The organism is Xanthomonas sp. NCPPB 1128 (assembly GCF_001043115.1).
Classification (GTDB): domain Bacteria; phylum Pseudomonadota; class Gammaproteobacteria; order Xanthomonadales; family Xanthomonadaceae; genus Xanthomonas_A.
Map to the genome: position 1 here is coordinate 26,799 of NZ_LFME01000014.1, position 20,730 is coordinate 47,528.

A 20,730-nucleotide genomic window follows, 5' to 3' on the forward strand; every position below is an offset into this window, starting at 1 on the left:
CCGGCCGGCAGCGCCGTCGCAGCTGCATTGTAGGGGCATGACCGCGCATGGTCACAACGCCGCGTCCACGCGCCGCAGCAGCGCCCGGTACGGCGCGGCCGCGGTCCACAGGCACAGCGCGCCGAGCAGGGCCGCGCCCATGCACACCACGCCCAGCGACAGGCCGACCTGGCGCTCGTCGGCGAGCACGTGGTCGGTGCCCAGCGCCACCAGGTACGGCCCCAGGCCCAGCCCGATCAGGTTGACCAGCAGCAGGTAGATCGAGGTGACCTGGCCGCGCAGGCGATTGGGGGTGACCGCCTGCAGGATCGCCGGCGCCAGCGCCACCGGCATGCCCAGCAGGAAGGTGGTCAGCGCGATCGCCGCCAGCGCCGGCCACGGTCCCGGCGCGACCGCGAACAGCGCACTGCTGATCACCAGCAACACGGCCCCGACCAGCGAGATCTTCAGCGCCGCGTCGCGGCTGCCGCGCGCGGCCAGGCGGTCGGCAAGGAAGCCGCTGAACAGCATGCCGGCGATGCCGAAGGTGAGAATGATGATGCCGTAGGCCGGGCCGATCTCGCCCGGCGTCCACTGCCAGCGGCGGATGAAGGTGGCCGGCAGCCACGCGGTGATGCCGAAGGTGATCATCGCGATCACGCCGTTGGCCAGGAACAGCGCCACGTACACCCGCGCGTTGTCGCGCAGGTGGCTCAGGTCCGGGCGCACGCTCGGCACCGCCGCGGCCTGTTCGCGCCGCACCGGCTCGCGCACCGTGGCCATCAGCGCGATCACCGCCAGGCCGGGCAGCGCGACCAGGATGAAGGCCGCCTGCCAGGGCCGGAAGCTGCCCAGCAGCGGCAGCACCACCGTGCTCTCCTTGCTGGTGGCGGCGATCACCAGCCCGCCGACGATGAACGCCGCCGCCGAGCCGATGTAGACGCCGGAGGTGTACACGCTCATCGCCCGCGCGCGCTTTTCCGGCGGGAAGTAGTCGGCCAGCATCGAGTACGCCGCCGGCGACAGCGAGGCCTCGCCGACGCCGACGAACACCCGCGCCAGGAACAGGGTGAAGAAGCTGGTGACGTAGGCGCCGGCCGCGGTCGCCGCGATCCACACCACCACGCCGAGCACGATCAGGTTGCGGCGGTTGCGGCGGTCGGCGACGCGGCCCAGCATCACCCCGATCAGCGTGTAGAACACGGCGAAGGCGAAGCCGTGGACCAGGCTGAAGGCCGAGTCGGACAACTGCAGGTCGCGCTTGATCGGCTGCACCAGCAGGCCCAGGATCTGCCGGTCGACGAAGGACAGCGTGTAGGCCAGCAACAGCACGAGGGTGACGTACCACGCATACAGCGGGCGGTACGGCGCAGACGATGGCAGCGGATCGCGCATGGAAAGGCTCCGGCTCAGAAGCGCAGGGTCAGGAAGGGGGCGATGTAGAAGTAGTCGCGGCCGCGCACCGGTCCCTCGCGCAGGAACGGCCCGGCCTGGGTGTAGTGGGCGTACACGTCCAGGCTGGCGAAGGCATTGAAGCGGTACTTCACCCACAGCACCGAGCGCGTGCCGATGTCGCGCGCGTCGTTGGCGTCGCCCGGCTGCAGCACCCGCCAGCCGGCGGCGTACACGCCGTCGTGCAGGCTTTGCCGCTGCAGCTTGAGCACGTACATGTCGATCCACAGCCGCTCGCTGGGACGCAGCACCAGTTCCGGGCCGAACGAACGCACGTTGCTGCTGATCATGCTGCCGTCGAACACGGAGGCGCGCGCGTACAGGCCGTTGAAGGTGTTCAGTTCGCCGTCGCGCGGATCGCGGTCGCCGGAGGAGACCTCCATGCGCCAGGCCAGGCGCGGCGTCCACCGCACATCGGCGAAGGTGTAGCCGCCGAACAGCGTGCCCTGCCAGGCGCGCACGCGCTGGCCGGCGAAACGGCCGCGCTGGCCGATCAGTTCCAGGTCGTAGTCCCAGCCCTGCACCGCGCCGCTCAGGCGCGTGGACAGCGTGTGCCGATGCTCCTCGCCGACCACGCCGCCATAGCGGCGCCCGTCCTGCACAGTGTCCAGGTACAGGGTCTCCAGCAGCGCCGCCTTCGGCTGGCTGGGCGACAGCGGCACTTCGGCATGCGCGCCCCACAGCCGCTGGTCGCGGTTGGCACGATCGTCGAAGCTGCCGGTGCGGGTCAGTACCGGGCGTCCCCACAGCAGGCCGCCGCTCCAGCGCGGCTGCCGGGTCAGCAGGCGCACCGCGTCGAACGGCATGCGCGAATTGGCCGGGTCGCGCGGGTCGAGCAGGCGCTGCCAGGCGTAGGCGATCTGCTGGCGACCGGCGCGCAGGCGCCAGGCCGGCTGCGGCTGTCCGTCGGACAGTTCGACGAAGCCCTGCGCCAGGTCCAGCGGATTACGGTCGGTGGCCTGCACTGGCCGCGTCTGCAGTCCGGCGACGCGGCTGTCGGCGAGTTCGCCGAACAGGCGCAGGTACGGCGATGGGCGGTAGTCGGCCCACAGCCGCAGGCGCTGCTGCGCATAGCCGTGCGGATCGGTGGCGAAGCGGCCGAAGCCCGCGTGCTCGCGATAGTCGTACAGCGTGCGGCTTTCGCCACCGAGGCTGAGCCAGCCGTCGCCGAGCGGGATGTACTTCCATTTCTCCCAGCCCTGGCGCGGACGCGCCGCCAGCGCCGAATAGTCTTCCTGATCGGGCAGCAGCTTGCCCTGCGGGCCGCTGGATTCGGCATCGGCCTGGCCGCAGCCGACGCTGCACAGAATGGCCAGGCACACGGTACGGGGCGCACGACGCGCGCGCGCATTTTGCACAGTCATCGATTCCCTCCCAAGTCTCGAAGCGTGTGGTGCGAAGGAGCGCGCGCCGGCTATCCGGTGCTGTGGCCCGATGGCCCGCTCATGACGGCGGCGCCGCCACCGCGCCCGGCGCGGTCCCGGCGTAGAGCTGTTCGACCAGCGCCGCGCGGGCGCGCAGCACGTTGCGCTGGTTGATCGAGCCCTTGTCGGTGATTTCGCCCGCCTCCAGGTTCGGCGGCTGTTCCAGCCACGCGGCGCGCGCGACCTGACTGGCGCTGCCGGTGGCGCTGCGGTTGAGCGCATCGAGCAGGCGCTGCAGCCAGGCGCGCACCGGCGGCGCCTGCAGCACCTGCGCCGCCTCGGCCTGTGCCGGCAGCCCCGACAGCCCGTGCAGCGCGTCCAGTCGCGGGAACAGCAGCAGGCCGATGGCATCGCGGTCGGCGCCGGTCACCACCACGTCCTGCACGTAGGCGGCGCCTTCCATCAGCACCCGCGTGCGCAGCGGACCGACGCTGACGAACACACCGGAGGACAGCTTGAAGTCCTCGGCCAGGCGCCCGTCGAACAGCAGGCCGCGCTCGGGATGCTGCGGATCGATCGGCTTGAGCGCGTCGCCGGAGCGGTAGAAGCCTTCCTCGTCGAAGGCCTCGGCGGTCTGCTGCGGCGCGTTCCAGTAGCCCGGCATCACATGCGGCCCGCGGAAGCGCGCTTCCAGCTTGTCGCCGACCGGCACCAGCTTGACCTCGCAGCCCGGCGCCGGCACGCCGACGTCGCCGGGCGTGTTGCTGGTACCGTGGGTGAAGGTGCACGAGGGCGCGCACTCGGTCATGCCCAGGCCGGCGAGCATGCGGATGCGCTCGCCGCAGTGCGCCTCGGCGATGCGTTCCAGGCGGTCCCACACCTCCTGCGACAGCGCCGCGGCGGCGAAGAAGAACATGCGCATGCGCGACAGGAAGGTTTCGCGCAGCGCCGCGTCCTGTTCCAGCGCCTGCGCCAGTTGTTCCCAGCCGCGTGGCACGCTCAGGTACACGGTGGGCGCGATCTCGCGCAGGTTGCGCAAGGTCTGCTCGAACAGCGCCGGGGTCGGCTTGCCGTCGTCGAGGTAGAAGCTGCCGCCGTTGTACAGGGCGATGCCGATGTTGTGGCTGCCGCCGAAGGTGTGGTTCCACGGCAGCCAGTCGACCAGCACCGGCGTCTCGCCGAGCACCGGGAAGGTCTGCAGCAGCATCTGCTGATTCGCGCACAGCATGCGCTGCGTGGTGATCACCGCCTTGGGCAGCAGCGTGGAGCCGGAGGTGAACAGGAACTTGGCGATGCTGTCCGGGCCGCAGGCGGCGAAGGCGGCATCGGCGGCGTCCAGCGCACGCGGCGCCAGCAGCTCCTCGAAGCGCACGCAGGCGCGGTCGCCCAGCGTGCCGCGCACGCACACCGCCGGCACGTCGCTGGGGAACACCGCGGCGATTGGCGGGGCGAACGCCGCACCGTCGCTGGCGAACAGCAGGCCCGGACGCAGCACCTCGGCCACATGCCGCAGTTTGGCGAAATCGCGCGACAGCAGCGCATAGCCCGGCGACACCGGGCAGTACGGGATGCCGGCGTACATCGCCGCGAACGCAAGCTGCAGGTGTTCCAGGTCGTTGCCGGACAGGATCGCCAGCGGCCGCTGCGCCGACAGGCCCATGTCCAGCAGGTGCGCGGCGATGCGGCGGGTGCGCTCGAGCATCTGCGCATAGCTCAGGCGCCGCCACTGTCCACTTTCGTCGCGCTGCGCCACGAAGGTCGCATCGGGGGTGTGCAGCGCCCAGTGCTGCAGTCGCTGCAGCAGATGCCGCGGCAGCGGCGCCAGCGGTTCGCGCGCGCGCAGGCGCAGCACGCCGTCGGCATCGCGGTGGACCTCGGTATCCGCGTGGCTCAGTCCGACAGGACGGTAGCGCGCGGCGGTGGCAACGGACTCAGCGGCATTCATCGGAACCATCCGGAGGAGAGAGACGGCACGGCGTGCGGCAGCGCCGCCGCGGCCCCGCGGGCCGCAGGCGACGCGACGGGTCAGCGCTTGTAGGTCTGCAGACCGGGCTTGATGGTTTTGTCGTCCAGGAATTGCTTCAGGCCCTGTTGCCGGCCCTTCTCGGGATCGCGGTGATTGGACTGGTCGACCTTGGCGTACAGGTAGTCCTCGTTCTGTTCCCAGGTCAGTTCGCGGCAGCGCTTGAAGCCGTGCTTGGCGAAGCGCAGCACCACCGGGTTCTTCTGCTGCAGTTCCTGCGCCAGCCTGGTCACCTCGTCACGCAGCTGCGCGCGCGGCACGCTGGCGTTGACCAGGCCCATCTGCGCCGCCTCGGTGCCGGTGAAGGTGCGCCCGGTCATGATGTAGAGCATGGCGTTGCGGTGGCCCATGGTGTCGGCGACCGCCTTGCTGACCAGGTTGCCCGGGGGAATGCCCCAGTTGATCTCCGACAGCCCGAACACCGCCTCGTCGGCGGCGATGGCCAGGTCGCAGGCGACCAGCGGCGAGAACGCGCCGCCGAAGCACCAGCCGTTGACCGCGGCGATGGTGGGCTTGCTGTAGAAACGCAGCAGGCGCCACTGCCACTGCGAGCAGTCACGGCGCATGCGCTCCTGCACGATCTCTTCCTTGCCGTCGGTCTCGCGGAAGTATTCCTTCAAGTCCATGCCGGCCGACCAGGATTCGCCGGCGCCGGTCAGCACCAGCACCTCGGCGCTGCTGTCCAGTTCCAGCGTCTCCAGCACGTCGATCATCTCGCGATTGAGAGTGGGGCTCATCGCGTTGCGCTTGTCCGGCCGGTTCAGGGTGACCCAGGCAATGCCTGCGTCGATCTCGACCTGGACGGTCTGCCAGCGGTCTTGGTAGCTGCTCATGGATAGGCCTGCATGGGAAGGTGGGGGGGAAGGCGATAACTTATGACTGATAATAGTTATAGATCATCATTATTTCGGCGCAAGCTGCAGTGCAACATGGTCGGGATGCCGTGACAGGTCGGCGTCGAGTGCCGCCGGAGGTGCCTGCAATCAAAGGGCCACGCGACGCAGGGTGCGGGCGATTCCAACGCAGCAAGCGGTCAGGCTGGCCACGGCGTCGCTTCACACTCAGCCAACGGGTCCCTCACGGTCAGCCTTCGTTCATCGGGTAGGATCGGCGTCACAGGGGATCGCCGACACCGGAGTGATGTCCATGCACACCGTCTCCGCACTTGCCCAACCTGCTCACCAGCCACGCCACGCGGTCGATCTGGACGCCGAAATGGCCTACTGGCGTCAGGCCCACGCCGAGGGCCGCCTCGGCCATCAGGGCTTCGCCGACTACGCGCAGCTGCTGAAGATCGGTTACGACGTGTACCTTGCCTACCCGCGCGCCAACGAAGCGCAACTGTACCGGGTGCTGCAGGACGCCTATCACCAGTGCGCGCCAATGTTGTCCGTGCCATGGGACGAGGCGCGCTGGCTGGTGCGGCATGCCTGGCAGCACTTGGCGCATTCGGGGCATCGGCACTGAAAAGCGCTTAGCCGTCGTTGTCCGTGTAGGAGCGGCTTCAGCCGCGACGGGTGTTACCTGGAATGACTGTCGCGGCTGAAGCCGCTCCTACGACGGGTCTTCGGTCGTGATTGAAGGCGCCCCTGCGGCGCCATCTGCCGGCGCAGCGGCGACCACCGGATGGCACACCAGCACGTGCACGGCGCACCGGGGCGTGCACCGCGTGTTGCTGCTGTACGCCTCCCGCGCTGCATGCGGCTCAACGCGACGAGGTAGGTGGCGAGGCGCTACGCTCCTTCGCTTCCAGGCGGCCATGGAACGCGCTCGACCCCTTGCCCGGCGCCGTCGCTGCCTCGCCCTCGCTGTGCTTGAGTTGCTGCTTGCGCTGTTCCACCACGCTGCTGGCCAGCGCCACGCGCCGCCCGATCACCATGTCGCTCAGCCAGTCGATCAGGTGGCGTGTATAGGCCGCCTGGTGCGCCTTCTCGGTCAGTGCGTGGTCGGCGCCGGCGATCGTGCGCGTGGTCAGCGAACGCGCGTTGGAGAACGCCGCCGCGTAGTTGCGCAGCACCTGCCCCGGCACGATCACATCGCGCTCGGCCTCCACCAGCAACACGTCGCCGCAGTAACGCTGGCAGGCCGCCAGCGCGCGGTTGTCCTCGGGCGCCACCACGCGGTTGCGGTAGGGCATGAGGTCCGGATCGCGGTTCAGTGCGACTTTCGGTCCATCCCAGTGCGCGTCCTTGTACAGCGCCGGCGAGCGCAGGGCCAGCCACTCCACCGGCCGCTCCAGCGTCAGCAACGCGGCCAGGTAGCCGCCGTAGCTCAGCCCCACCACCGCGATCGCCTCCGGATCTACCTGCGGCGACGCTGCCAGGCGATCGTAGGCGGCCTTGATGTCGTCCAGGTTCTGCGCGCGCGTCACCGTCTCGCGCATGGCCGCCAGGCCTTCGTGACCGCGCAGGTCGAAGGTCAGACAGACGCAGCCCAGGCCCGCCGCCTCGCGCGCCCGCACCAGGTTGTGGTGCTGGTTGCCGCCCCAGCCGTGCACGAACAGCACGCCGGGCAGGCGGCTGGTCGGCGTCAGCAAGGTGCCGCTGAGCGCCGCGCCGTCGACCGGGATGTCGATACTGGAAAGTTCCGCTTCCATCATGCGTCCGCGCTGCGCATGTAGCGGTATTTGGTCAGCAAGCCGGTACGCGGTTCCTCGCCGACGTAGTAGACCTGGGCTCCGGCCGGCGGCGCCGGATGCGCGCCGTAGCGTTCAACCGTGGCGGCGACGACGCGCTGCAGCGTCGGCGACTGCTGGAACGCGGCCACCGCGGCCAGTTCCGCAGGGGTCGCGCCACCGACACGCCAGGACTGCTCGAGCACACCGCAAGCGGTGCTGCCATCGAGAAGCAGACCCTCGATCACGTCGTAGTTGCGCCGCGACGCATAGAAGCCCGGATAGGCCGCAGCCACCAGTCGGTCGTAGTCGCGCGCCTTCGTCACCGCCGTGCGCTGACCTGGCGGCAATGGTTGCTCCAGCAGGGTATCGAGCGTGCCGCGAATCACGTGCAGCTCCGAGCCGCCGTACGCCTCGCGGCCGCTGCTGTCGCGGGTCATCGATTGCGTGCCGCAGTAGGCGATGGTCACGCCGGCGCAGTGGGTTTCGCCGACGCTGAAGGTGGTCGGCTGGTGCAGATGCCGTTCCAGCACCACGCCGTGTTGGCGCAACTCCCGTGCGGACAGCGTCGCCAGCGCCGCATCCAGCGCCGGCGCATCGTGCAGCAGCACCTGCCCCAGGCCACCGACGCCATGCGGCAGCTTCAGCCGCACCTGGCCGCCATCGCACAGGCGCGCGAAGGCACGGCGCGCGTCGCCCACGCTGAAGGCGGTATAGCCCGGCAACGTGGTGGCCGCCATCGCGGCGCCCAGGCCCGGCTGCCATCCTTCCGGCGCCTGCGCATCGACATCGACCAGCGGGTGGCTGATCGCCTTGGTGGCGACGAAGGCATGCGGCACCACGCCGCCAAGCAGATCGGCCGCGGCATGCACGCCGATCTGCTCGGCCTGCGCGATGGTCAGGGTTTCATCCGGCACGCAGAATGAGGACGTCCCGGCGGTGCAGCGTTCCTCGTGCAGCGGCAGGCGCATCAGCCGCGCCACTTCGGCGACCACCCAGGCATGCGTGGCCGCCTCGTGGCCACCAGACACAGCCTGGCGCACATGGCAGGCGCGGACATTGGCGTGAGCGGCGGATCGGGCCATGCGGGGCACTCCGTGCGGATCGGGATGACGCGCTGCCTCGGTCATGCGCCAGACCAACGCAATAGGGCCACGGCGACCAACGCTAGCGACACCAGCACCGCGACGGCACCCAGCCAGCGGCTGCCGCGCAGTTGTCGCCACCAGGCCGCCGCTTCGGACGTGCCGCTGGCATCACGGACGCGCCGCGTTGGCGGCATGGGCGCGGAAGGGGGAGCCCCAGGATGGCGGTCGTCGTGGCGCATGGCCCCAGGCTGTCGCGCAGGCCGTCGCATGCGGGTGAACACGATGTAGTCCGTGTGTCATTGCGCGACCAGCGCGGCGCGCTGTCGAGGTGGTGCCGCGGTCGCCATGCGCCGCCGACGCCCGTGACGAAGACGGCTCAGTACGAGAAAGCGTACCGCGTTGTCACGGCTGCCCGAGGGCACAGCGGCGCACGGAGAGTGCGCGCCGCACAATGATCAGGCAACTGCCGCGGCGTGTTGCGGTAGCCGCGCATCGATCCGGTGCTTGCCCGCCAGTGCCTGCATGCCCTGCAAGGTGGCCTGCACCGCGCTGGCGTAGCCGCTGCGCCACAGCTCGGCGCGCGACTGCCGCGATGCGGCCGCATTCAGTGCCAGTGCGAATGCCGGTACGCGCGGGTCGGCCAGCGCGGCGCGCTCCAGGAACGGCTGCTCCGGCGCGATGACGTCGACCGGCGCCAGCCAGGCATCGGCGACCAGTTCGGCCACGCCGGCGCGATGCGAGAGCTGGTGCATGGCGCTGAGGGTCTCGTGCAGCATTTCCAGGCAGGCCCATTGCCACAGCGCCGCCTTGTACTGCGGGTCCGCCTGGTCCAGGGCGGACAAGGCGCCATCGACATGATCGATGCGTAGATCCTGCATGGCCGACTCCACGATGACGGCGTTTCGATCCGCACATTCTGCGCGGCGAAAGTGAGCGCAACGTGAGTCATGCGGCGGCATCGACGTGCATGCCGTCACACGCGCGCGGCGCGGCTGGGTCCTCGGACAGGCATCGCGTATACTCGCGCACCGCGCCCGTCCGGCGCGCGCCCGCTCACCAAGCGCTCCCATGACGCCACCCTGACACCCGCGACACGCATCGGCCCACCCTCGACGGCAGGCCGCAGGTTGCTGGTTTTTCCTTGCATTTAGCGAGCACTGCCCTGCGACAGGGCGGTGACAGGAGCGTTTACCTTGAAGCTTTCCTCTTCCCTGCGCCAATCGTGGTGCGGCAATCTCCGTGGCGACGTGCTCGCCGGCCTGGTCGTGGCGTTGGCGCTGATTCCCGAGGCGATCGCGTTCTCGATCATCGCCGGGGTCGATCCCAAGATCGGCCTCTACGCCGCCTTCTGCATCTGCGTGACCATCGCCTTCGCCGGCGGGCGCCCCGGGATGATCTCCGCGGCCACCGGCGCGATGGCGCTGCTGATGATCGGCCTGGTCAAAGAGCACGGTGTGCCCTATCTGCTGGCGGCCACGCTGCTGACCGGCCTGCTGCAGATCCTGGCCGGGCTGTTCAAACTCGGCGCATTGATGCGCTTCGTCTCGCGCTCGGTGATCACCGGCTTCGTCAACGCGCTGGCGATCCTGATCTTCATGGCGCAACTGCCCGAGCTGATCGGCGTGCCCGTGCCGGTCTACCCACTGGTAGCGCTGGGGCTGTTGCTGATCTACGGCCTGCCCTGGCTGTCGCGGCGCAGCTTCCCAGGCATCGGCCTGTGGCTGCTGGTGCTGGGCGCGGCACTGACCGCGGGCAGCATGGCACCGTGGACGCTGCTGCCGGTTGCCGTGGGTGGCGCGGCGGCGCTGCTGCTCGGGCACCGCTGGACGCGTGGGCTGGCCGTGCCGCCGCCGTTGGTGGCGATCGTGCTGCTGACCGGGCTGGCGCTGTACTTCGGCATCCACGTGCCCACCGTCGGCGACAAGGGGCAATTGCCCGATCGCCTGCCCAGCCTGCTGTTGCCGGACGTACCGTGGACGCTGGAGACGCTGCGGATCGTGTTCCCGGTCGCGGCGACGATGGCGGTGGTCGGCCTGCTCGAGTCGATGATGACCGCGCAGATCGTCGACGACATGACCGACACGCCCAGCGACAAGAACCGCGAGTGCGTGGGCCAGGGCGTGGCCAACATCGTCAGCGGCCTGTTCGGCGGCATGGCCGGCTGCGCGATGATCGGGCAGTCGGTGATCAACGTGAAGTCCGGCGGGCGCGGGCGCCTGTCCGCGCTGGTGGCCGGCAGCGTGCTGTTGCTGTTGGTGGTGTTCGCCGGCGCCTGGGTGCGACAGATCCCGATGGCCGCACTGGTGGCGGTGATGATCATGGTCTCGGTGGGCACCTTCAGCTGGCGTTCGCTGGCGCAACTGCGTACCCACCCGGCCAGCTCCAGCGTGGTGATGCTCGGCACCGTCGTGGTGACCGTGGCCACCCACGACCTGGCGCGCGGCGTGCTCACCGGTGTGTTGCTGTCGGCGCTGTTCTTCGCGCGCAAGGTCGGGCGCATGCTCGACATCACCAGGAGCGAAGACGCCGATGGCGGCCACACCTACCGCATCCGCGGCCAGCTGTTCTTCGCCTCGGCCGGCAGCTTCGCCGGCGCCTTCGACTTTGCGCATGCGCGGGCGCGGGCGCGGGTCACCCTGGACCTGAGCGAAGCGCACGTCTGGGACATCAGCGCCATCGGCGCACTGGACCAGGTGGTGCTGAAGTTCCGCCGCCACGGCGCGCAGGTCCACGTGGTGGGATTGAATGCGAGTAGTGCGGCGATGGTCGGGCGGCTGGGCACCCACCAGCGCGGCGACGCCGAGAGCGTTCCGCTGCATTGAGCCGCACCAGGCAATCTCGACACGGTGGCGAGAGGACGCGCCGTGCGTCGGACACGCCAGCTGGCGGTCGCCGCACGACGATCGTCGCGCTCCTCTCGTGCGCTGACATGGCGACGACATCGCACGATTAGCATCGGCCTGCCGACCGACTGTGCAGGAGACGCGCGATGCCGCTGGACCACTGGCGACTGTCGCCACGCCACTGGGTACCCAACCACCCGTTCCTGCCGGTGCTGCACTACCGGCACTGCGTGGGCGCCATCGACGCCGACGGCTTCGAACGCCGCTTCGCCGCGCACGGCTGGCCGCCGCAATGGCGCGATGGCATCTACGACTACCACCACTACCACTCCACCGCACACGAGGTGCTCGGCGTCGCCGGCGGCAACGCCTGCGTGGTGCTTGGCGGCCCGGGCGGCATCGAGGTCGCACTCGCGGCCGGCGATGCCCTGCTGCTGCCGGCCGGCACCGGCCATTGCCGGCTGTCCGCCAGCGCCGACTTCATGGTCGTTGGCGCCTACCCCCAGGGCCAGGACTGGGACATCTGCCGCGAGGCGCCCACCGCCGCGATGCTGCAACGGATCGCCAAGGTACCGTTTCCGCACAGCGATCCGCTGCTCGGGGCGGAGGGGCCGTTGCTGGAGTATTGGCAGATGCCTACCGCCATCGACTGACCACGTCGTCCAACATGGTCACGCCTGCCGTGAAGCGGACTCGGCCGCCCAGACGTCGCACGCCGGATCGAACTCGGTCGTCGCCGCGTGCTCGGACCTCCAACCGAAACCGCAGATCGCCATGACGCTCTGGCGCATCGGGTCCAGGTCCAGCGCCTTGCCGAGATCGACGTCATTGATGGCGGAGGTGACGAACGCCCCCAATCCCAGCTCGGTGGCCGAGAAGTACAGCGCCTGCGAGATGTGGCCGACGTCCAGGGTCAGCGCGCGATAAGCCTTGGCATGCTGGCGATACTTCCAGAACGTGCGGGTGAATCGCGGTGCGAGCAGCACCAGCACGTGGGCATCGGCGAACCAGTGCTGCCCGGCCAGCGCCAACCGCGCGAATGCATCGATGTCCGGCCCTGGACACGGCAACGGCGCCAACGCGTGATCCACCGGATGGTAGTGGTACAAGCCCGGTTCGATCCCCTCCACCCGGCGCACCAGCAGGTAGGCTTCGGTCGGGTGCAATCCGCCAGCCGACGGCACGTTCTTCTTCAGGAACACCGTATCGTCCTGGACCCGCAGCGTCGCCCGCGCCATCAGTGCGCGCTGCACCATCCGCAGGAACAGCGCATGCGGCAGCGCGCGGGCATCGTCGTAGTTGCGGCAGGTGACGCGACGCGCAAGCATGGCGTCGAAGGCGCCGTCGTCCAACCGCGGCAGCGGAATCCTGGCGAGGCCGGAACCGACCTCCTGCACCTCGGGTGGCGGCGCGCCCAGCTTGCGGCGCAGGTCGGGGGCAGACACCATGCCGTTGCGCTCCATCGCGGTCACCCCGTCGATGCCCTGCCAACGGCTGGCCCAGTGCGCCACGGCCGCGGCCGGCCACCAATGCGCGGACCGCAACGCCTCGTCGCGTTCGCGAAACGCGGCAGAACGCGCGTCGTCGCCGATCAGCAGGCCGCGATCGAGCGCCCGCTCGATCGCGGCGTCCGCATGGCCGGCCAGGTGCGCGCGCTCGACCCATTCCGTGGGACTGACCTGGCCAAGCAACGGCAGGTCGGCCACGTCCAGTTCGAGCTCACTGTCCAGGTGCGGCGCCAACGCGACCCACGCACGCTCGCGGCGCAGCCCGGCACCGCCACGGAGCAGGCTGGCCAGGTCGAACGCCACGCGTTCCCGCGCCTCGACGAACAGCACGGCACAGCGCCTCAGACGCATGGACCCCTCGTTTCCGTGGTGCGGGAGCACTGCATCGATTGGCCACATTGGAGAGATGCCGGGCTGCTAGGATACCGCCGCGGCCCCGGTCGTTCCTGCGATCGGCCGTGGCAACCGCACCTCCGCCATGCGTGCAGCGCATGTCCACCGCTATCGAAACAGGGGACCACATCATGACCGACCAGCCGCAGGGGCATCCGCCCTTCGATCTCGCCACTGCCCAGCAATTGCTCACGCTTCTGTCCACCGACGACGCCTTCCGCGCGCTGTTCGCGCAGGATCCGGGTGCGGCGCTGCGCAGCCTCGGCCTCTCCGAGCAACGCGCCGCCGCCGCGCTGGAGGAGCCGACCTGCCTGTGCACCTCTGACCTGGCGACCAAGGAAGAAATCCAGGAAGCCCTGGAATTGCTGCTGGCCTACCTCACCGCCGAGGGTACGCACACGGTCGTTCACTGTTTCGAAGCGGGTTCCGTCGTCGCCAGCCTGACTGCCAAATAGGTCGGCAATGCTTGCCCCGCCCAGGCGCGACGGAAGGTCTCCGCCTTCTGCCGCGCCTGGTCGGGCTGGCCCAGGCTGGCCAGAATCTCCGTGGTACTCAGCACCGCCAGGTTCGCGTCGGCGACATTCATCGATTGCAGCACCAGTCCGCCGGTCGGCTCGATGTACGCCAGGCCGCGGCGCGCGACCAGCCAGTCGTTTTCGGCCAATGCCTGCTTCTTCTCGCCGGTTGCGAGCAAGGCGTCGCGCAGGCTGACGTGGAGCTGATACGGCTCCCTGCCATCGATCTGTTCGCGTAGCAGGGCGACCGCACCCGCGGGCTTTCCGCTGTCGATGAGCTGTTGCGCCCGCAGCAGGGACAACAACTTGGTCATCGGCGGGAAACCGGACTGCGCAACCAGCGAGGCGAGCTGCGCCGCATGCACGTCGTACAGCGCTGGGTCGCCGCTGCGCTGCGCCAGGCGGATGGCCGACATCGCCACGATGACCAGATCGTCGCGATCGCCGGCGTCGCCGTGGACGGCCTGCTGCAACGCTTCGTCGGCGATCCGCGCCAGCGCTCGCCTGTCCACCGTCCGTGGATCGATGACGAACGCGACTGCTTGCTGCGCGATCTGCAAGGGATACCGGATCACCGGCTCTGCCTCCGCCGACGCCGCCACGGCCGCCTGCGCGGCAGCGGCTGCGTCGCGCAAACGGCCTTGGTCCAGCGGAATGGAGATCTGTTCGAAGTGGTCGGTCAGAGCCGCCCCCGACGCCGCCAGTGACGCCATGATGCTGTCTGCCGCCGCGTAGTCCTTCATCGCCGCGAACGCGGCAGCATGGCGTCGGGTCGCCGGATAGCCGCCGAGTTCCTCGGCCTGCTTGAAGGCATTGAGCGCGTCGCCGTACCGGCCCTGCGCCAGGTAGATGCGGCCCTGCAGTTCCACTGCCACGTCGCGCAGCGGATTCTGTGGCACCGCGAACTTCTGCACGCTGTGCGCGGCCGATGCGTAGTTGCCCTCGGTGAATTCGTCCCAGGCGAACTGCGCCGCGCCGGCGTAGTAGTCCGGATACAGTTCCGACAGCATCTTCCACTTCTGCTTCGCCTGCCGCCACGGGTGCGGGCCGAGTTCGCTCGCCCATGCATCCAGGTACAGCGCATCACGTTCGGAAAGATGGTCGCGCAAGGCCATGGCCTTGGCCAGGTACTGCATTGCCGCGCGATTGTTGGCGGTGGAGATCTCGACCCGCATCGATCCCATGTAGGCGAGTGCGAAATCCTTGTCGATCTCGGCCGCCTTGGCGAAGTACTGATCGGCGGTCTGGAAGTCGCGCCGGGTGAAGTACTTCACCGCGATCGCGTAGGCCTTCAGGGCGTCCAGGCTGCTGGTGGTCACGCTCGGCAGCGGCGGCGAATTCTTCCTGATGATCTCCTCGCCTTCGCCCAACTGCTCGCGCAGCGATGCGGTCACCGCATCGATCGAGGCCAGCACCGAGCCGGCCCCGCGGCCGTCGCGGGACTCGGCATAGACAGTCGCCTGCGTCTTTGGATCGACCACCTCCGCGCTCACCCGCACCCGCCCGCCGACCTCCGAGACCGTGGCGAGCAGCACGGCGCGTGCGCCATCGCGCTGCGCGATCTCCGAGGCGGTGGCGCGATCCAACGGCGTGTGCTCCGGATCGCGACGCATCCGCGTCAGCGTGTCACGCACCTTCAGATCGCTGAGCACGTTGACGTAGCGCGACTGCTCCAGGCTGATGCGGAAGGCCTGCTGCAGCGAGTCGTCCAGGGCTACGTCGCCAGTGAGATTGCGCAAATCCCCCACCACCACCCAGTCGCGTTCGGCGAAGGCGATGGCCGGCTGCGGACGGGTGACGAACCAGGCGCCGAGCGCGAACGCGGCGATCAGCGCCGCTTCCGCCGCCAGCGCCGCCGGCCGGCGCCACAGCGGGATGTCGCGCCAGGCCTTGGGCGTGGGCTTGGGCGCGCGCAGCGGGGTGTGGCCGATCTCGCCGACTTCGTAGATCTCCAGCGGGGTCGGCACGCCCTTGAAGCGCCAGCGACCGTGCGATTTCCACAGCAGGCGCTCGCCGCGCTCGCCCAGCTCGCGCGCGGCGCGGTGGGTCAGCGACTCGGCCACCGCCGAGAGCAGGATCTGCCCGGGCCGGGCCAGGGTCATCAGCCGCGCCGCGGTCGGCTTGGCCAGGCCTTCCACCTCCAGCGGCTTGGCACCCACCTGCACGGCGGCGTCGCTGTTGCGCCAGGTCAGCACCTCGCCCACGTGCAGGCCGGCGCGCACCTTCAGGTCGAGCTTGCGCTGCGCGCCCAGGTCGTGCAGGCCGCGGCTGTAGTCCAGGGCGAAGCCAAGGCCGTCGATCGGCCGTTCGAACAGCAGCAGCAGGCCGTCGGAGCGGTCGATCAGGCGCCCGCGCCAACGCTGCTGCAGCTCCAGCACCAGCGAGTCGTGACGCTTGAACAACTCGGCCGCATTGGCGTCGCCGAGCTTTTCCACCAGCGCCACCGAGTCGCACAGGTCGGTCAGCAGCAGGGTCCGCAGCTGCGGGACCTCGGGCGGCGGTGCGGGGGCGTCGGTCATGGCGGCGGCTCGCGGGGGCGTGATGGCTCAGCAGGGCGCGGAGGCGAGGTCGTGCCAGTACAACCGGTTGCCGCCCTGGCGCTTGGCCTCGTACAGCGCCGCATCGGCGTTGGCGTACCAGTCGTTCCAGTCCGAATGCGGATCGACCCGGCTGATGCCGATGCTGACCGGGCAGATGTGCGGCGCCGGGTGCGGCACGCCCAGCAGGTTCTGCACGGTGGCGAGCACGAACTCGCCGATCCGGCGCAGGTCCTCGACGTTGCCGGCGGCCACCAGCAGGCAGAACTCGTCACCGCCCAGGCGACAGGCGATGTCGTCGGGCCCGGCCACCGAGCGCAGGATGTTGGCGACGTTCTGCAGCACGCGGTCGCCGACCAGATGGCCGTGGGCGTCGTTGATGTGCTTGAAGCGATCGCAGTCGATCAGCAGCAGGCCTGGGCCGGGTGAGCGGCCGTCGCGGCGGCACTCCTGCAGGCGCAGGATCAGTCCGCGGCGGTTGTGCAGGCCGGTGAGTTCGTCGGTGCGCACCAGCTCTTCGGTCTGGGTGAGCTGGTGGGTGGTGGCGTAGAGGTTGTCCAGCGCCGCTTCCAGGTCGCGGTTGCGCCGGCGCAGCTGGCGGATCAGGGTCTGCTCGTTCATCACCACGCGCATGATGGTGCGGCGCAGGAAGTAGGCGACCACGCCCGGGTCGCGCTCGACCAGGCGCTGGAAGTCGTCGTGGTCCAGTTCCACCAGCGCGCCGTCGCTGGCGGCGAGCGCGTCGGCGCTGCGCATGTGGTTGCCGATCAGCAGGCCCAGCTCGCCGAAGAACTCGCCGTGGCCCAGGTGCTTCACCACCAGGTCCTCGCCGAAATCCAGATCGATCACGCCGCTGGTGATCACGAACATGGCGCTGCCGCCATCGCCGCGGCGGAACAGCACGTCGCCGGCGCGCACCGTACGGGCGCGGCCGAATTCGGAGAACAGGCGCAGTTCCGCAGCGGTCAGCACCGCCAGCTCGTTCGGCTTCGGAGCGACCGCAGCAGCGTTGGAAATTGTGCCGCGTGCGGTGGATGCGGCGCTGTCGCAGCTCATCCGGCCCCCTCATGTGACGTCGCTGGCCCCTGGCTGGGGAGCATAGCACCTACACGTGGCGCTCACGATACGTTTCACAGCCGATCTCGCCCCTTCAAGAGACACGACGGCCAGCTGTCGCACGCGGTAGACACCGTCCCCGCCTTCGCCAAAAGCGCGCGTAAAAAAAAGCCCGGGCTAACCCGGGCTTCCCACCTCCTGCCAGGGAGGGGCGAGTCGTGAGCGTCTGGTTGCAGGTCAGGCCGCTTTCTCGCCATGGAACTGCTCTTCCTCGGTCGAACCCTTCAGCGCGGTGGTTGAGGACTGGCCCTGCTGGATCGCCTGGGTCACCGCATCGAAGTAGCCGGTGCCGACCTCGCGCTGGTGCTTGACCGCGGTGAAGCCACGGTCGGCGGCGGCGAACTCGGCCTCCTGCAGTTCGACGAAGGCGCTCATCTGCCGGCGCGCATAGCCGTGCGCCAGGTTGAACATCGAGTAGTTCAGCGCATGGAAGCCGGCCAGGGTGATGAACTGGAACTTGTAGCCGTAGCTGGCGATCTCGCGCTGGAACTTGGCGATGGTGGCGTCGTCCAGGTTCTTCTTCCAGTTGAAGCTGGGCGAGCAGTTGTAGGCCAGCAGCTTGCCGGGGAACTTGGCGTGGATGGCCTCGGCGAACTTGCGCGCGAACTCCAGGTCCGGCTTGCCGGTCTCGCACCAGATCAGGTCGGCGTAGGGCGCGTAGGCCAGGCCACGGCTGATCGCCTGGTCCAGGCCCTTGTTGGTGCGGTAGAAGCCTTCGACGGTGCGCTCGCCGGTGGTGAACGGGCGGTCGTTGGCGTCGATGTCGCTGGTCACCAGATCGGCGGCCTCGGCATCGGTACGTGCCACCAGCAGGGTCGGCACGCCCATCACGTCGGCGGCCAGGCGCGCGGCGTTCAACTTCTCGATCGCCTCGCGGGTCGGCACCAGCACCTTGCCGCCCATGTGCCCGCACTTCTTCACCGAGGCCAGCTGGTCCTCGAAGTGCACGCCGGCCGCGCCGGCCTCGATCATCGCCTTCATCAGTTCGAAGGCGTTGAGCACGCCGCCGAAGCCGGCCTCGGCGTCGGCCACGATCGGCTGCAGGAAGTCGATCTCGTCCTTGCCCTCGGCATGGTGCAGCTGGTCGGCACGCAGCAGGGTGTTGTTGATGCGCTTGACCACCGCCGGCACCGAGTCGGCCGGGTACAGCGACTGGTCGGGATACATCTGCCCGGCCAGGTTGGCGTCGGCGGCCACCTGCCAGCCGGACAGGTAGATGGCGTTGAGCCCGGCCTTGACCTGCTGCATCGCCTGGTTGCCGGTCAGCGCGCCCAGCGCGTTGACGAAGTCCTTCTCGTGCAGGTACTTCCACAGCTTCTCGGCACCGAGCCGGGCCAGCGAATGCTCCACGTGCACCGTGCCGCGCAGGCGCACCACGTCGGCGGCGGTGTAGTTGCGGGTGATCCCGGCCCAGCGCGGATCGGTGTCCCAGTCGCGCTGGAGTTGTTCGGCGGTCTGCAGCGTGGTGCTCATCTGGCGTTCTCCTCGAAATGGATGCAGCGATGAAACGGTGGGGGTATTCCGGATAGAGAGAGCTTGAAAGGCTCGTCAGGGGTCGGACGCAGGGACCTCGCTTTCACGATTCCCCATTCCCGAATCCCCACTCCCGGCTTCAATCAATCAACTGATAGGCCGGCAAGGTCAGGAAATCGGCCAGTTCTTCGTCGCGGGTCAGCTTGTCGAGCAAGGCGATGGCCTCGTCCACCCGCGCCCCGCCCGGCAGCAGCGCGCGCTCGCCCAGCCGCGCCGGCAACTGCCGCAGGCAGGCGTCGAACAGGGCGAAGTCGATGGCGGTGCCGTCGTCCAGGTGCAGGCCGCCCACGTGCAGCCACTGCCACAACTGGCTGCGGCTGATCTCGGCGGTGGCGGCGTCCTCCATCAGGTGGTGGATCGGCACGCAGCCATTACCGTCCAGCCACGCCGCCAGGTAGCGCACGCACACTTCGATATTGCCCTCGAAGCCGGCGCGGGTGATGGTGCCGGTGGACGGGGCGATCAGCGTGTCGCGGTCGGCCTGCACGTCCTCGCGGCGCACCGCATGCTGGTTCGGCGAGCGCATGTGCTCGTCGAACACCGCACGGGCGATCGGGATCAGCGCCGGGTGCGCCACCCAGGTGCCGTCGTGGCCGGCGGTGACTTCGCGCAGCTTGTCCGCGCGCACCCGCGCCATCGCCTGCTCGTTGGCCGCCTCGTCGTGGCCGATCGGGATCTGCGCGGCCATGCCGCCCATCGCATGCGCGCCGCGGCGGTGGCAGGTGCGGATCAGCAGTTCCGAGTACGCCTTCAGGAACGGCTGGGTCATGGTCACCTGGCCGCGCTCGGGCAGCACCCGGTCCGGATGCCGGCGGAAGGTCTTCAGGTAGGAAAAGATGTAGTCCCAGCGACCGCAGTTCAGGCCGACGATGCGGCCGCGCAGCGCGTGCAGGATCTCGTCCATCTCGAACACCGCCGGCAGCGTCTCGATCAGCACGGTGACCTTGATCTGGCCCTGCGGCAGGCCCAGCATGTCCTCGATGTGGGCCAGCGCGGTCTCCCACAGCGCCGCTTCCTCCATCGACTGCAGCTTGGGCAGGTACAGATAGGGGCCGCGGTCCTTGGCCTGCAGCGCGCGGCCGTTGTGGAAGGCGAACAGCGCCGCGTCGAACAGGCCGCCGGCCAGCGGCTGGCCGTCGACCAGCACGTGCTTCTCGTCCAGATGCCAGCCGCGCGGACGCACGATCAGCACCGCCTGTTCCTCGTAGGGACGCAGCGCGTAGCGCTTGCCCGGGCTGCCGTCGCGCGCGGCCGGCGCGGTGAAGGTCAGCGTCCCGGCCACCGCCTCGGCCAGCGCACGCTGGCCGGCGACCAGGTTGCGCCAGGTCGGCGCGGTCGAGTCCTCGAAGTCGGCCATGTACACCTTGGCGCCGGAGTTCAGCGCGTTGATGACCATCTTCGGATCGGTCGGGCCGGTGATCTCGACGCGGCGGTCCTGCAGGGCCTCGGGCAGCGGCGCCACCTGCCAGTCGCCCTCGCGGATCGCGCCGGTGTCGGTGCGGAAGTCCGGCAGGCCGCCGGCGTCGAAGAACGCCTGGCGCTCGCGCCGCGCCGCCAGCCGCGCCTGGCGCTCCGGCTCGATCGCCCGGTGCAGCGACACCAGCAGAGCCAGCAGCGGCGGCGGCAGCAGGGCGTCCTGGCCGGCCAGCGAGGCGGTCAGGGCGATGCCCGGCGTGGAGCGCGTGGACGGGTCGGGAGCAGCAGCGAAAGCGGGGGCGGACATGTGGGGATTCCTCGATGTTTCCGGGGCTCCACCGTGCTGCCA

16 protein-coding genes are annotated in these 20,730 nt (G+C 69.5%); 4 read left to right on the plus strand and 12 right to left on the minus strand.

Annotated features, from left to right (window positions below; all coding sequences use genetic code 11):
• Positions 1–51: 51 nt before the first annotated feature.
• From ACP93_RS10630 to ACP93_RS10645, 4 genes are all read right to left on the minus strand, one after another.
• On the minus strand, positions 52–1,374 hold the full coding sequence (locus ACP93_RS10630; RefSeq protein ID WP_048490667.1) for a spinster family MFS transporter: 1,323 nt from the start codon (positions 1,372–1,374) through the stop codon (positions 52–54).
• Between the two features lie 14 nt (positions 1,375–1,388).
• Complete coding sequence (locus ACP93_RS10635) at positions 1,389–2,795, minus strand: alginate export family protein (protein WP_228136011.1); 1,407 nt, start codon at positions 2,793–2,795, stop codon at positions 1,389–1,391.
• Between the two features lie 79 nt (positions 2,796–2,874).
• Positions 2,875–4,740: a feruloyl-CoA synthase gene (locus tag ACP93_RS10640; protein WP_048490668.1), complete on the minus strand. Its 1,866-nt coding sequence runs from the start codon at positions 4,738–4,740 to the stop codon at positions 2,875–2,877.
• A gap of 80 nt (positions 4,741–4,820) precedes the next feature.
• The gene (locus tag ACP93_RS10645; RefSeq protein ID WP_048490669.1) at positions 4,821–5,651 is read right to left on the minus strand and encodes a p-hydroxycinnamoyl CoA hydratase/lyase; all 831 of its coding nucleotides are present in this window, start codon (positions 5,649–5,651) and stop codon (positions 4,821–4,823) included.
• A 313-nt stretch (positions 5,652–5,964) separates the two neighbouring features.
• On the opposite strand from ACP93_RS10645, the gene ACP93_RS10650 reads away from it, so the two are divergent.
• Positions 5,965–6,285 carry a hypothetical protein gene (locus ACP93_RS10650; protein ID WP_048490724.1) on the plus strand — a complete coding sequence of 107 codons (321 nt, stop codon included), beginning with the start codon at positions 5,965–5,967 and terminating at the stop codon, positions 6,283–6,285.
• A gap of 238 nt (positions 6,286–6,523) precedes the next feature.
• Here the strand turns inward: ACP93_RS10650 and ACP93_RS10655 are convergent, their stop codons facing one another.
• The 3 genes from ACP93_RS10655 to ACP93_RS10665 all read right to left on the minus strand — a co-directional run bounded on the left by ACP93_RS10655 (position 6,524) and on the right by ACP93_RS10665 (position 9,398).
• Positions 6,524–7,414, minus strand: a complete 891-nt coding sequence (locus ACP93_RS10655) for an alpha/beta hydrolase family protein (RefSeq protein ID WP_048490725.1) — start codon at positions 7,412–7,414, stop codon at positions 6,524–6,526.
• Positions 7,414–8,517, minus strand: a complete 1,104-nt coding sequence (locus ACP93_RS10660; RefSeq protein WP_048490670.1) for a DUF3182 family protein — start codon at positions 8,515–8,517, stop codon at positions 7,414–7,416. The genes ACP93_RS10655 and ACP93_RS10660 overlap by 1 nt, the downstream gene beginning before the upstream one ends.
• Positions 8,518–8,975: 458 nt before the next feature.
• The gene (locus ACP93_RS10665; RefSeq protein WP_048490671.1) at positions 8,976–9,398 is read right to left on the minus strand and encodes a hypothetical protein; all 423 of its coding nucleotides are present in this window, start codon (positions 9,396–9,398) and stop codon (positions 8,976–8,978) included.
• Between the two features lie 315 nt (positions 9,399–9,713).
• On the opposite strand from ACP93_RS10665, the gene ACP93_RS10670 reads away from it, so the two are divergent.
• Together ACP93_RS10670 and ACP93_RS10675 are read left to right on the plus strand one after the other, a co-directional pair.
• Positions 9,714–11,342, plus strand: coding sequence for a SulP family inorganic anion transporter (locus ACP93_RS10670; RefSeq protein WP_053069733.1), 1,629 nt, complete (start codon positions 9,714–9,716; stop codon positions 11,340–11,342).
• A 167-nt stretch (positions 11,343–11,509) separates the two neighbouring features.
• Positions 11,510–12,016: a cupin gene (locus ACP93_RS10675; protein WP_048490672.1), complete on the plus strand. Its 507-nt coding sequence runs from the start codon at positions 11,510–11,512 to the stop codon at positions 12,014–12,016.
• 18 nt (positions 12,017–12,034) lie between these two features.
• Here ACP93_RS10675 and ACP93_RS10680 read toward each other — a convergent pair whose 3' ends face one another.
• Entirely contained in the window at positions 12,035–13,222 is a 1,188-nt protein-coding gene (locus ACP93_RS10680; RefSeq protein WP_048490673.1) for a putative peptide maturation dehydrogenase, read from the minus strand.
• Between the two features lie 173 nt (positions 13,223–13,395).
• Between ACP93_RS10680 and ACP93_RS10685 the strand changes: the two genes are divergently transcribed.
• Positions 13,396–13,719 carry an NHLP-related RiPP peptide gene (locus ACP93_RS10685; RefSeq protein WP_048490674.1) on the plus strand — a complete coding sequence of 108 codons (324 nt, stop codon included), beginning with the start codon at positions 13,396–13,398 and terminating at the stop codon, positions 13,717–13,719.
• Here the strand turns inward: ACP93_RS10685 and ACP93_RS10690 are convergent.
• From ACP93_RS10690 to aceB, 4 genes are all read right to left on the minus strand, one after another.
• Positions 13,671–16,298, minus strand: coding sequence for a putative peptide modification system cyclase (locus ACP93_RS10690; protein ID WP_048490675.1), 2,628 nt, complete (start codon positions 16,296–16,298; stop codon positions 13,671–13,673). The genes ACP93_RS10685 and ACP93_RS10690 overlap by 49 nt on opposite strands.
• Positions 16,299–16,325: 27 nt before the next feature.
• Positions 16,326–17,372: a GGDEF domain-containing protein gene (locus tag ACP93_RS10695; RefSeq protein WP_048490676.1), complete on the minus strand. Its 1,047-nt coding sequence runs from the start codon at positions 17,370–17,372 to the stop codon at positions 16,326–16,328.
• Positions 17,373–17,609: 237 nt separating this feature from the next.
• Complete coding sequence (aceA, locus tag ACP93_RS10700; RefSeq protein WP_048490677.1) at positions 17,610–18,905, minus strand: isocitrate lyase; 1,296 nt, start codon at positions 18,903–18,905, stop codon at positions 17,610–17,612.
• A 139-nt stretch (positions 18,906–19,044) separates the two neighbouring features.
• On the minus strand, positions 19,045–20,688 hold the full coding sequence (gene aceB / locus ACP93_RS10705) for a malate synthase A (RefSeq protein WP_048490678.1): 1,644 nt from the start codon (positions 20,686–20,688) through the stop codon (positions 19,045–19,047).
• Positions 20,689–20,730 lie beyond the last annotated feature (42 nt).